At 53.2% G+C, this 12,483-nt stretch carries 9 protein-coding genes; 4 read left to right on the forward strand and 5 right to left on the reverse strand.

All coding sequences use genetic code 11. The features are described from left to right. Positions 1-209 precede the first annotated feature (209 nt). Positions 210-1,424: an NADP-dependent isocitrate dehydrogenase gene (locus tag COO92_RS11165; RefSeq protein WP_022731949.1), complete on the reverse strand. Its 1,215-nt coding sequence runs from the start codon at positions 1,422-1,424 to the stop codon at positions 210-212. 427 nt (positions 1,425-1,851) lie between these two features. Between COO92_RS11165 and COO92_RS22075 the strand changes: the two genes are divergently transcribed. Next, a complete protein-coding gene (locus tag COO92_RS22075; protein ID WP_022731950.1) occupies positions 1,852-2,019 on the forward strand; it encodes a hypothetical protein in 168 nt (55 codons plus the stop codon). A gap of 80 nt (positions 2,020-2,099) precedes the next feature. Here the strand turns inward: COO92_RS22075 and COO92_RS11170 are convergent, their stop codons facing one another. After that, positions 2,100-2,753 (reverse strand): TetR/AcrR family transcriptional regulator, encoded by a 654-nt coding sequence (locus COO92_RS11170; protein ID WP_240626405.1) that lies wholly within the window; start codon positions 2,751-2,753, stop codon positions 2,100-2,102. A 96-nt stretch (positions 2,754-2,849) separates the two neighbouring features. Here COO92_RS11170 and COO92_RS11175 point away from each other — a divergent pair, with 96 nt between their 5' ends. Continuing rightward, positions 2,850-3,953: an HlyD family secretion protein gene (locus COO92_RS11175; protein WP_101302131.1), complete on the forward strand. Its 1,104-nt coding sequence runs from the start codon at positions 2,850-2,852 to the stop codon at positions 3,951-3,953. Beyond that, entirely contained in the window at positions 3,953-5,563 is a 1,611-nt protein-coding gene (locus COO92_RS11180; protein ID WP_338063615.1) for a DHA2 family efflux MFS transporter permease subunit, read from the forward strand. Before COO92_RS11175 ends, COO92_RS11180 begins: the two co-directional genes overlap by 1 nt. Positions 5,564-5,899: 336 nt before the next feature. Here the strand turns inward: COO92_RS11180 and COO92_RS11185 are convergent, their stop codons facing one another. The 3 genes from COO92_RS11185 to COO92_RS11195 form a co-directional block, all read right to left on the reverse strand. Continuing rightward, on the reverse strand, positions 5,900-6,865 hold the full coding sequence (locus tag COO92_RS11185; RefSeq protein ID WP_101302133.1) for a DMT family transporter: 966 nt from the start codon (positions 6,863-6,865) through the stop codon (positions 5,900-5,902). Positions 6,866-7,071: 206 nt separating this feature from the next. Beyond that, positions 7,072-9,582, reverse strand: coding sequence for a CoA transferase (locus COO92_RS11190; protein WP_101302134.1), 2,511 nt, complete (start codon positions 9,580-9,582; stop codon positions 7,072-7,074). Between the two features lie 47 nt (positions 9,583-9,629). Next, a complete protein-coding gene (locus COO92_RS11195; RefSeq protein ID WP_101302136.1) occupies positions 9,630-11,297 on the reverse strand; it encodes a GMC family oxidoreductase in 1,668 nt (555 codons plus the stop codon). Between the two features lie 207 nt (positions 11,298-11,504). On the opposite strand from COO92_RS11195, the gene COO92_RS11200 reads away from it, so the two are divergent. Further along, positions 11,505-12,416, forward strand: a complete 912-nt coding sequence (locus COO92_RS11200; protein ID WP_101302138.1) for a LysR family transcriptional regulator — start codon at positions 11,505-11,507, stop codon at positions 12,414-12,416. The last annotated feature ends 67 nt before the right edge of the window (positions 12,417-12,483 follow it).

Below are 12,483 nucleotides of genomic sequence, written 5' to 3' on the forward strand. Positions count from 1 at the left end.
CGCCTGCAATTTCAATCGTACAGTTTTTCCATCAACCAGAGATCTGAAATCATGGTCCTCTCATGGCGATCGCGCATTTCAGCGTGGAACAATTGGTCTTCATACCAAGAAGCCCCAATGTGAAAAGCCCCCGCTGATATCAAACAGCAGGGGCTTTCCTAAAGCGTAAAACTGCCCGTCAATTTAACGGTGGCAGATCAGTAAACGGATCAGCCCATTGCAGCTTTGAGACCTTCGTCCAGTTTGTCGAGGAACTGGGTGGTGGTCAGCCATTTCTGGTTCGGGCCGATCAGAAGTGCCAGATCCTTGGTCATGAAGCCGGCTTCGACGGTGTCGACGCAAACTTTCTCAAGGGTTTCAGCAAATTTGACGACTTCTGGCGTGCTGTCGAATTCACCACGGTATTTCAGGCCCTGCGACCATGCAAAGATCGATGCAATCGGGTTGGTCGAGGTTTCTTTGCCCTGCTGGTGCTGGCGATAGTGACGGGTCACGGTGCCGTGTGCGGCTTCTGCTTCGACGGTCTGCCCATCCGGGGTCATCAGAACAGAGGTCATCAGACCGAGCGAGCCAAAGCCCTGTGCCACGGTGTCAGACTGAACGTCGCCGTCATAGTTCTTACAGGCCCAGACAAAACCACCGTTCCATTTCATGGCACATGCGACCATGTCATCGATCAGGCGGTGTTCATAGGTAATGCCAGCAGCTTTGAATTTGTCAGCAAATTCAGTCTGATAGACTTCTTCGAACAGGTCTTTGAAACGGCCATCATAGGCTTTCATGATGGTGTTTTTGGTCGACAGGTAAACCGGCCAGCCAAGGTTAAGACCATAGTTCAAGCTTGCACGTGCAAAGCCCTTGATGCTGTCATCAAGGTTGTACATCGACATCGCAACGCCCGAAGACGGGAAGTCGAAGACTTCGTGTTCGATGGCTTCACCGCCGTCTGCCGGCTGGAATTTAATCGTCAGTTTACCTGCGCCCGGAACTTTAAAGTCGGTCGCACGGTACTGGTCGCCAAATGCATGACGGCCAATAACGATCGGCTGGGTCCAACCCGGAACCAGACGCGGCACGTTCGAGCAAATGATCGGCTGACGGAAAACGGTACCACCGATGATGTTACGGATGGTGCCGTTTGGCGACTTCCACATCTTTTTCAGGCCGAATTCCGTAACACGTTCTTCGTCCGGGGTGATGGTCGCACATTTAACACCAACGCGGTGTTCCTTGATGGCGTTTGCCGCATCAATGGTGATCTGATCGTCGGTCTCGTCACGTTTCTGAACCGAAAGATCGTAATATTTCAGGTCAATGTCGAGATACGGCAGGATCAGTTTGTTTTTGATGAAGTCCCAGATGATGCGGGTCATTTCATCGCCGTCAAGCTCGACGACTGGATTCTTAACTTGAATCTTGCTCATAGAATACTCCCTTGCTGGCCGCTGCCGGAATACAGCGCGGCTGCCATTCAAGATGGTTAAATCTTTGTCTTCCGGCGCGCGAGGGAGCGCCCTGGCCGCGTCGGGAGCCCGAACATACAGGAAGCCATCAGAAAATCAAAGAGGGCGACGCAACATCATCGTCGTCGCACGTCGAAACCGAGGATTCTGTTGGGTTTGCACATGTCGCGGCCAGCGGTTTTGACCGACAAAAAGGCAAAGTTGCCCGTTGTTTAGCGCAAAGCAGTGCGAAATTTAAAACAGGACGCCACTGTGTCAAAAAATCAAAGCCGTCTGACACGGATCAAAGAAAACACATTCCAAACAGTTCTAAACTAGGGCTGTTGCGCTAAAAGGATGAAGACTCCGGTGAGTGTGCAATCATTTTAAAATGGGGACTGTCAGAAACATGGCAACCGAAAACAATATCATCCTCGTCCTGTGTGTGGTCGGCTTTGGATTTTTGGCGGTGGGGTTTAACAACCGTGACCGGGGCTGGGGCCTTGCCATGATGTGGGGCGGTCTGGTGACAATGCTGGCCCCCATTGCATGGCGCTTGCTGACCCTGTTTGCGTAACGCGGTCAGTTATCTGTAAACGGGGTCGGGGGGCTATGTTTGCAGTACTTTGGGTTTGCAGCACTTTGGCGCGGTTGGTGTTAGCGGGTTTGTTGCGGATCAATCCCATACCCGCGCAGGAACATGTCCACTGCCGCAATCACGTGGCTATGCAAATCCTTGGCTTGAGGTTCCCAGTCGATATAGGACATCTGGCGAATGTCGTAATCGGCCTTGACCAGACTTGAGAAAAACACCGCAGCCTGTTTTGGGTCGGCCTTGGGAAAGTTTCCTTCGGCCATTTGGCGTTCGAAATAGGATGCAATGAACTTGCGCCCGGTCATCAATCCGCTTTCATAGAACACTTTTCCAAGCTTGGGAAAACGGGGAACTTCGCCCAGAAACAGCCGCATATACCGGATGGTATCGGGCGTTGTCAGAAGCGTCATCAGGGTTTCGCCGTAATGAATAAGGGCCGCGCGCAACGGCAGGTCGGTCAACTCAAGCCCCGCCATGACAGACGTTACCCGCCCCGTGCAATCACGGATAACGGCCTCAAAAACCCCGTCCTTATTACCAAACAACTCATAAATTGTCCGGCGTGATCCGCCCGCCTCGGCGGTGATCATTTCAAGTGTCGTGCCCGCAAGACCGTGCTCACAAAAAAGTTCTCTTGCCGCGTCGATCATGACGTCACGGCGTTTGAGCGTTCTGGGGTCTATTTTTCGTGTTTCCGGCTTTTTTGCGTCGGGCAAATGATCTGTTCCAATTCTGCACTTGACGTTTGGTACTGATTGGTACCATAAAGGTGCAAATGGTACTAGGCAATACCAAAAGGAATTAAGACAGTCATGAGTGTGAAGAAAATCATTCTGCCCCTGATCGCAGCGGCGATTATTGGTGGCGGTGGATATTACGGGTTCTATTGGGTGACCGAGGGTCAGTATTTCGAAAATACCGACAATGCCTATTTGCAGGCCGACGAGGTTGCCATTTCGCCCAAGGTATCTGGCTATGTTGGGCAATTGCGTGTTGATGAAAATCAGTCGGTCCGTAAAGGCGATCTGTTGCTGTCGATCAAGGACGAAGATTACCGTCTTGAACTGGCCCAGACAGATGCAACCCTCGAAGCACGCCGTGCAGCAGTGACCACGATGGATCAGCAGATCGTGCTTCAGGAAGCCGCGATCACGCAGGCCGATGCCAATGTGCGCATCGCCAAGGTCGAGCTTGATCGCACGACCGAAGATTTCCAGCGCTATGACGATTTGGTCAAAAAGGGGGCTGCCAGCCGCCAGAAATTTGACTATGCCAAAGCCGACCGCCAGAAAGCACAGGCGCAGGTTGCTGCTGCCAATGCGACCATGGCGGTTGAAAAAGGCCGCCTTGGCGTTTTGCAGGCCCAAAAAATCGAAGCTGAACGTGCTGTCGGTCAGGCAGAATCTGCACGTGACCTTGCCATGCAGGCACTCGATGACACCAAGATTTATGCACCGTTTGACGGTGTGGTTGGCAACCGGTCGGTTCAGACCGGCGCACTGGTTCAGCCCGGTGAGCAATTGCTCGTCCTTGTCCCGTTGCCGGGCGTTTACGTCGTGGCAAACTTCAAGGAAACCCAGATCGGTCACATGGCACGTGGCCAAACCGTCCGGGTGGAGGTTGATGCCTTTCCCAATGCCGATATCACCGGCCATGTCGAAAGTTTCGCACCCGCCACGGGGGCTCAGTTCAGCCTGTTGCCGCCTGAAAACGCGACTGGAAACTTCACCAAGATTACCCAGCGTGTCCCGATCCGCATTGCCCTTGATAACAGCAAATGGGCAACGGCCCTGCGGCCCGGTCTGTCGGTGGTGGTCGATGTCGATACCCGCGATGCCGACGGCACACAGCATATTGCCGGATCCGGACTTGTGCCCGGTGTGATTGCCAGCACGGAAGTTTCGGAGCTTAACTAATGAGCAATACCGTCCCCAGTTCATCTGATACATCCGCCTCATCCGCGCAAGGGGCCATGCCCGTGCAAAGCGGACAGGTTGATCGTATCCAGTTCATTGGCTGGGTGGCGATGGTTGTCGGTATGTTTCTGGCAATCCTTGATATTCAGATCGTCGCAAGCTCGCTTGAAAACATTCAGGCAGGCCTTTCGGCAAGCCCCGATGAAATTGGCTGGGTGCAAACAAGTTACCTGATTGCCGAAGTGGTGATGATCCCGCTTTCAGGGTTCCTGTCGCGCCTGATGTCGACCCGCTGGCTGTTTGTGATTTCGGCCATCGGTTTCACGGTGATGTCGATTGCATCGGCCTTTGCGTGGTCAATCGAAAGCATGATCTGGTTCCGGGCCATGCAGGGGTTCCTCGGCGGAGCCATGATCCCGACGGTGTTTGCGACGACCTATATCATTTTCCCGCCGGAAAAACGCAATACCGCATCGGTGATGATTGGCCTGATTGCCACCATGGCCCCAACCGTTGGCCCGACATTGGGCGGGTTTCTGACCCAGTCGCTGTCGTGGCACTGGCTGTTTCTGATCAACGTTATTCCGGGGATTTTGATTGCCACCGTGGTTGGCATGACCCTTCGGATTGATAAGGGCGACCGATCCCTGCTTAAGGGGTTTGACCTTAAAGGTTTGATTGCCATGGCGGTGTTTCTGGGCAGTCTGGAATATGTGCTCGACGAGGGGCCGAAAGACGACTGGTTTGATGAAACTGCAATCGTTTACGGGACCATTGTCTGTGTGATTGCCGGGATCTATTTCTTCTGGCGGATGTTTCGCTATGACAAGCCGATTGTCGATCTGAAATCCTTTGCGGATCGCAATTTCACCATGGGCTGTGTATTCAGCTTCACCCTTGGCATCGGGCTTTATGGCAGTGTCTATATCATGCCGCTGATGCTGGGCCGTATTCGCGGCTATGACAGTCTTGAAATCGGCATTGTCATGGCCGTGACCGGAATCTCGCAATTCATCTGCGCCCCGATTGCCGGGAAAATGACGGCGAAATACCCGCCGCGTGTTGTGTTGGGCATTGGGTTGATCATGTTTGCGATTGGTCTTGCCATGCACGGCTTTAACACCAGCGAAGTGTCGTTCAATGAATTGATCTTCCCGCAAATCGTGCGTGGGGCGGCTTTGATGTTCTGCATGTTGCCGGTGACCAATCTGGCACTGGGTACTTTACCGCCCGAAAAGATCAAAAACGCCAGCGGGCTTTATAACCTGATGCGCAACCTTGGCGGGGCGATTGGCATGGCGGGGATCAACACGTTGCTCGATAAGCGGATTGATTATCACTTTTCGCATCTGGCCGAGCACATCAACCCGGCCAGCACCGCGTTCAAGCAATATCTTGCCACCATCATGGCACGCTATTCGGACATGGGCATTGCCGATCCACATGCGGCGGCAATGAAGTTCATCGTTAACCTTGTTACGCGCGAAGCATCGATGATTTCGTTTAACGACGTGTATCTGGCGATGGCCGCGACATTCTTTATCGCGTTCCTCCTTTTGCCGCTTGCACGCCCCGCAGGGCAGGCACCGGCAGGCGGAGGTGGTCACTAACGCATCCCAAATAGCCCAAGCCGACAGGCGTGGGCGACGAAACAGGCCGCACACAGTTCCCCCGACCCCGCAAGCGCAAGCTTGAGTGCGGCTTGGCCGGTCCCCGTCCCCCGGGGGCCGGCATTTTTATTGTGAAGTGAAAAAACGAAACGCCCGGGGAAATCCCGGGCGTTTCTGGTTTCCGGCAGGGAGGTTGCCGGAAGACGACAAGGTGGGGTGACATTCCAACCACAAGATTGGGGGACGGTTGAAATGATGCTCCCCCGGGGAAAGGGAACCACACCTTGTCTGGGATCGTTTGCATCGGTGACATCGGCTAAGCGATGCAAATGGTGATCAGGTTTCGATCCGTATTGGTTCTGTGGCAAGGGCCCGAAGTTTTGCCGAATGACGTTGTTTTGAAACGGTAATCTGGACTATCCCGATCATCACCAGAAGGGAAGAGATCCAGAACACACTGTCATGTGCGGGCGTCGGGGTCAGGCCAAGACGCGCTGCGATCATCTCAAGCCCCAGCAGGATAAAGGGCAGGACCGATGTCGACAGGATGTATTTTTCAATCCCGGCAGTTTTGATTGATCGCAGCGATAACACCATGGCAGGCCCGCGAAACAGAACACCAATCAAAAGTCCGGCAATCAGCGTTTCGGTGCCAAAAAGACCCGCTGTCGAGATATAGGGGATCGGCACCGGACTGATCAGGTCAACCAGTGGCGGGACCGCCAAAAAGATCGATGCTGTAATCAGCAACAACACCCCGGTAAAGCGCAGATGCGCCCATGCATCCTTGATCTGATTATCGGGATGTTTTTCCGCCAGAACCGATGATGAAATGGCCGTGACCTCGGATGCCAGCATCAGCAGCACGGCAGGATTGGTAAAGCCACCGGGCAGATGCCACGCCAGCCAAACCGCCCCGGCAATCAAGGTTGCGTGACCCAGCCATTCAGACCGTCCGGGGGCTCTGCCCAGAATAAAGGTCGCGGCAAGGGCCGCCAATGGCATGCCGGTTTGTGACAAAATACCGCTTTGGGGTGCGCTGATATAGACAAGTGCAGCGGTCCATGTCACCCCGGTCATCACCCGCAAAATACCATAGGCCCAATTGATCGGCAGGGTAAACTGCCGCCACGGAATGCGTCTGCCCGGTGCCATCAGCACAAGTGCAATCCCGCCAAACACCAACTGCCAGCAGGTCATGGCATAGGGATCAATGTCAAAGCTGGTCAGCGCAATTCGGTTGCACACCAGCAACATCGCCCAGAACAAGGTGGTGGTAAAAAGCAGGACCAATACAGGCATATGATAAATTCATAAAAGTTATGATTGATCGAGCATTCTGCACCCGTTCCGCCAAAATGACGACCAGATTTTTAAGGTAAACATCTGAAATTAATTCATGAAACCAAAATCCCGTCACAGAGGAGTTCTGTGACGGGATACAAGGAACAGGGTGCTTGTAGGAGTGTTTTATGTCGCACCACTGGAGATGCTTGCGTTATTTCCCCTTAGCTTGGGATATACTCATCGCTCCATGAAACACTTAAGTCACCAGATTCGAGCATGATCTCGATCGCTTGATCGGCATATCCCAGTTCCTTAAGAATGCTGCGCGTTGACGCACCGAATTTCTCGGATGGTGGTAGGGCAAAGACCTTGGAGCGGGTCGTGCGAACCGCATAGGGGTCAAGCTGGGTAACCTCGTGGCCACTCGGGTGGTCAGAATAGAGCGAGAAGGAGTAGCTTCCGTTTTCCGTTCCGGGCGTTCCGTCTGCATCGCGACAGTTTTCCGCGCGCAAGGCATCAATATTGTCACAAATGGCAACACCGATATCCGCCGTGCGAAGGCGTTCAATCCATTCAATGGCGGGCATGGTCTGAAACGCCGTTGCAAGATAAACTGCGCGTTCGTCGGCTGGAATATCGGGCAAGTCTTCAAGGCCTTCGACATTGCGAAATCTTGGCAGGTCGCTTTCATAGGCGCTGAGCAGTAGATAGACGCCCGAGGCCGTGCTGTAAAAGCGGTTCAGGTCATCATTGCCGTTCATTTCCGGACCCGATGGTTCGTCAAACAGCCCGCGTCCGCGGAAATCATAGGCAAACGGGATTTGTAGAAGACCGCTATTGGCTGTCAGGGACGTACGACCACGTCCGATACGACCAAAGCGATACTTCTGATAGAGTGCTGCGGCAACCGCCAGGGCACCCCCAAAGCCGCACATGACATCAATCGTCCCGACATGGGCGTGTTCTTCAGGGCGATCCATGGCACCACCAAACCGCAACATGATACCCGTGGCAGCCTGCACCAGATCGTCATAACCGATATAGTCGGTCCGAACACCGCGATTTACACCGCTGAAACAATCAAGTTTACAGAAAAGGGCGTTTGGGTTGAGTTTGCGCAGGTTTTCGGCATCAAGGCCCATCCGCTTAATCTGACTGTCCGGGGCGTTCCATACGATCACATCAACGGTCTTGACTAGGTCTTCGAAGACCTTGCGTCCGTGTTCGGCTTTGATGTCGGCCAGAATGGATCGTTTGCCGCGCATTTGCGACAGGCCATAGATAACCGTGTTCCAGCTGTCATAAAGGGGCACGGATGGATCAAGCTTGATGACATCTGCGCCAAACCGCGCAAGATAACTTGCCGAATGCGGGCCAGCGATCACGTTGCAAAGATCTAGGACGCGAACACCAGATAGCCATCCCTCCTGTGCGTTTTCATTAGATGGTTCAGGGATTTCGGTCCGATGCTTTTTGAGGATTTTAAGCGCCTCGTCGAACTCAATCCAGCGGCGAGGTTCGGGTTTAAGGGCCTCTTCACCGCTTTCTTCCATCCAGACAACTGGGCCGGGCGTTGTCATCTCACCATATTCTGGGTCCCAGGTGTCAATCATCAAACCCGACCCTTCGGCGTATTCGTCGTGGATCCATTCTTGCAGCCAGCGTTGTGGCGCACCGGGAATGCCGCCACGGCCAAACATCTTTTTCCATTCATGCGATGTTCGGGTCATAAACACGTCCTTCATGCGTGCGGCAATCTTGTCGGCCCAGTCTTTTGGCATCGGATAGACGCCAAGGGATGTTTCAGACTCCCACTCCGATTGGGGTTTGTAGGTGTTGTCTTCTGATGTCAGGCCGTCGGCGACGAGTTCGTCATGCAGACCAAGAACTTCAAGGCACCGTTTGGCGTGGAATTTGTGGCTTGGACAAACCACGTAAAACATTCTTCCGTCCTTGCACATGTAGCTTCTGAAGAACGGGTCGAGAAGTTCCTGCAATTCCTCGTAGCTGACATTCATTGGCAGGCCTTCGACGCGGCGTCGTTCGATCTCCAGTTCGCGCTGGGTAAGATAACGTTTGGGCATGTCCGATACCTTGATCGAATTATAGCAAAGCCCTTCCATCACCGCAGCGGCAAGGGGTACTTCGATCTGATCGCCAAGGCCGGTGACCTGTCGCGATTGCAGTGCGAGGACAACCGAGGATGCGGCGATTTGCGACGCATATGCCGATGATAAAGGAAGCGGAGAGAAGGACGGATTCAGCCCCATCAGAACGCGGTTTAGCCCCATATCGGTAAAGACACCAGAACTTGCCGCAACGATGCTTTCAAAGGCGCGCAGTTCGCGGCGTTCCTCATCGTTTGATGCAAATCCCGGTACGGACAAGGTGATCAGTTCCGGTCGTTCCTTGCGCATTTCCGCAAAGTCAAAGCCAAGCTTCGTAAATTTCCCCGGTCGGAAATTTTCAATGATGATGTCGGCCTCGGCGCATAAAGCATGCGCTTTCTCCCGGCCATCATGGGATTTTAGATCCAGATTTAGGATCACCTTGTTGCGGTTAAGCGTCGCATTTGCCGGACTGTCCCACATTGGGCCATCCGGGGGATCAATGTGAACCACTGTGGCGCCAAGATCGCCAAGCAGCATGGCGACCGCCGGGCCAGCAATATATTGACTGAAATCGACGACTTTGACCCCAGTCAGTGGGAGTTGGGAGAACCGGGTGTACATTTTTTCCTCCAAAGTCTGCTTGTGTCGTAGGGATCTGCAGATGAAGGCTACTGACCGGACAAGATCCAGCCAGACGCTTTTTCAGCGATCATAAGGGTTGGGGAGTTGGTGTTGCCGCTGGTGATTTCGGGCATTACGGATGCATCGACAACGCGCAAACCTAAAACGCCTTTCAGGCGAAGATGCGGGTCGAGTACGGCAGATGAGTCGTCCTTGTGACCCATCTTGACGGTTCCGACCGGGTGGAAAATCGTCGTGGCGATGTCACCTGCCAGCCTGGCCAATTCTTCGTCACTTTGATATTGAACGCCGGGTTTGAATTCTTCGGGTTCATAGCGGGCCATGGCAGGCTTGGCCATGATGTCGCGGATTTGACGCAGGCTGTCGGCCGCGACTTTGCGGTCCTTATCGGTATCAAGATATCGCGGGGCAATTTTCGGCGCATCGCGAAAATCATCAGACGTGATTTGAATATTACCGCGGCTGGTGGGGTTCAGGTTGCAGACCGAAACCGTGATGGCCGGAAAATCATGCAAGTCACCGCCAAAGGCCTCTAGGCTAAGGGGTTGAACGTGATATTCCAGATTTGAATGTTGCTGTTCAGGATCAGAACGCGTAAAGGCACCCAACTGGCTTGGTGCCATGCTCATCGGACCGGACCGGTTCAGCAGATATTCTAGGCCGATCCTGGCCTTGCCGACAAGGCTGTTGGCAAGCGTATTGAGCGTGCGTGCACCACGCACCTTGTATACCGCACGAATTTGCAAATGATCCTGAAGGTTCTCGCCGACATTTGGCGCATCAAGCACAACATCAATGCCATGCCGTTTCAAAAGATCAGCCGAGCCGATCCCAGACATTTGCAAAATCTGTGGTGAATTGACCGCTCCGGCAGACAGTACGATTTCTTTGGTTGCTGAAACTTGTTGCGATATTCCTGCCCGGTTCACTATGGCACCGTTACAAACCAACTGGCCGTCGGCTTTTTTGGCAAAGGTCAGTTTTTCGACCTGTGCTTCAGTCCAGACTGTCAGATTGGGGCGTTCTTTCACCGGTCGGATAAATGCCTTTGATGTGTTCCAGCGCCATCCGGCGCGCTGATTAACTTCAAAATACCCGATGCCTGTATTGTCCCCGGTATTAAAGTCATCGGTTGGCTCGATCCCGTTTTCGCCGGCAGCTTTGATAAAGCTATCGAGCACCTCCCAGCGCAGGCGCTGTTTTTCAATGCGCCATTCGCCGCCGTGGCCATGGGTATCAGAGAATGGTTTGCCATTAGACGTTTTGGGGACTGCGCGATTATCAAGCTTGTAATGGTTTTCGTGACGTTTGAAGTCACCAAGCGATTGCGACCAGCCCCAAGCGTCTTCACCGGTCAGCTTTGCCCAGTTGTCGTAGTCACGGGCCTGACCACGCATATAAATCATGCCGTTGATCGACGAACACCCGCCAAGCGTTTTACCGCGCGGATAGCGTAAGGCGCGGCCATTGAGACCCTTGTCAGGTTCGGTTTCATACATCCAGTCGGTACGCGGATTACCAATACAATACAGGTATCCGACAGGAATGTGAATCCACGGATAGCGATCCGGTTTTCCGGCTTCAAGAAGAAGAACATTGTTTGATGGAACTGCACTCAGCCGGTTGGCGACCAGACTGCCCGCAGATCCTGCGCCAATAACGATATAGTCAAACGTCGGGTTGGTTTGGCTCATTGTGACGCTTTCCCTTCGCTTTTTTAGCTGATTTTTCGCTAAGGAAACTGCCTGAAATTAACGTGTGCATGACGGGCCGTTAAAGATCGTCTGAGCGGTCAGTGACAAGCTGGCATATTCCGTTGCGAATTGCAGTTTTCCATTTAGAGCCGAAGGGATGCACAAATCTAATGACAAAACTTGAAGAGCAATATTAAAGTTATTTATATGACCCGTTTTTCCAATATCAATATGCTGCTTGCCTTTGTTACGGTGGCCCGTGAAGGCAGTGTGTCGCGTGCTGCCTCGATGCTTAATTTAACGCAACCCGCGATTAGCCATCAGATCAAACGTCTTGGCGAAGAAACTGGTATTACCCTGTTTAAGCGCACATCAACGGGGCTTCAGATCACCCATGATGGTCAGGCGATGCTCAAAAAAGCCGAGCAGGTGCTTGAAGCCATGGAAGAGTTTCGCCGCAGTGCCCGCAAGCGGGCGGGCAGCATAAGCGGAAAGCTTAGAATTGGCACGATTGTCGATCCGGAATTCATCCGCCTTGGGCGTCTGTTAAGTCAACTACGCATTGATTTTCCCGATATCGAGACCGAGCTTATGCATGGGGTTAGTGGTGACATCCTGACCGGCGTAAAACGCAATCAGATTGATGCGGGCTTTTATCTGAGCGGCCTTGATGTTGACGACGAGCTTGGTGCGGATACGCCGGAACCCGTGTCCGCGGTGAAGCTTGCCGACTTCAGCTATCGGGTGATTGCGCCGGTCGGTTGGGAAAGCAGGGTGGAAAATGCTGATTGGAAAGCGCTTGCGGCCTTGCCTTGGATTGGAACAACGCCAGCGTCTGTGCATTCCCGCCTTCTCAAACGCATTTTTAATGAGTTTGATTGCGCACAAAACTCGGTCGCCCTTGTCGATCAGGAAGCATCCATGCTTGAAATGGTGCGATCCGGTGTCGGGCTTAGTTTGTGTCGGGATTCAATTGCTTTGCATGAAAAGCAAACTTACGGCCTTGCCGTTTGCAAAACCGTTTCAATCCCGGCGTCGCTCAGTCTGATCACGATGGAACGCCGCAAGGACAATCCGACCATATCGGCCTTGCTTGATGTCCTGAAAGCGACTTGGTAGCAGCTCGTTTTGATGCATCTAACCAAAAGAAACCGGACAGGTTCATAGACCTAGCCGGTTCATCGTA

Source organism: Thalassospira lohafexi, assembly GCF_002844275.1.
Classification (GTDB): domain Bacteria; phylum Pseudomonadota; class Alphaproteobacteria; order Rhodospirillales; family Thalassospiraceae; genus Thalassospira; species Thalassospira lohafexi.

Coding starts and splice junctions, on each gene's coding strand:
- COO92_RS11165 (WP_022731949.1), bottom strand. CDS start 1,424: ATGAGCAAGATTCAAGTTAAGAATCCAGTCGTCGAGCTTGACGGCGAT.
- COO92_RS22075 (WP_022731950.1), top strand. CDS start 1,852: ATGGCAACCGAAAACAATATCATCCTCGTCCTGTGTGTGGTCGGCTTT.
- COO92_RS11175 (WP_101302131.1), top strand. CDS start 2,850: ATGAGTGTGAAGAAAATCATTCTGCCCCTGATCGCAGCGGCGATTATT.
- COO92_RS11180 (WP_338063615.1), top strand. CDS start 3,953: ATGAGCAATACCGTCCCCAGTTCATCTGATACATCCGCCTCATCCGCG.
- COO92_RS11185 (WP_101302133.1), bottom strand. CDS start 6,865: ATGCCTGTATTGGTCCTGCTTTTTACCACCACCTTGTTCTGGGCGATG.
- COO92_RS11190 (WP_101302134.1), bottom strand. CDS start 9,582: ATGTACACCCGGTTCTCCCAACTCCCACTGACTGGGGTCAAAGTCGTC.
- COO92_RS11195 (WP_101302136.1), bottom strand. CDS start 11,297: ATGAGCCAAACCAACCCGACGTTTGACTATATCGTTATTGGCGCAGGA.
- COO92_RS11200 (WP_101302138.1), top strand. CDS start 11,505: ATGACCCGTTTTTCCAATATCAATATGCTGCTTGCCTTTGTTACGGTG.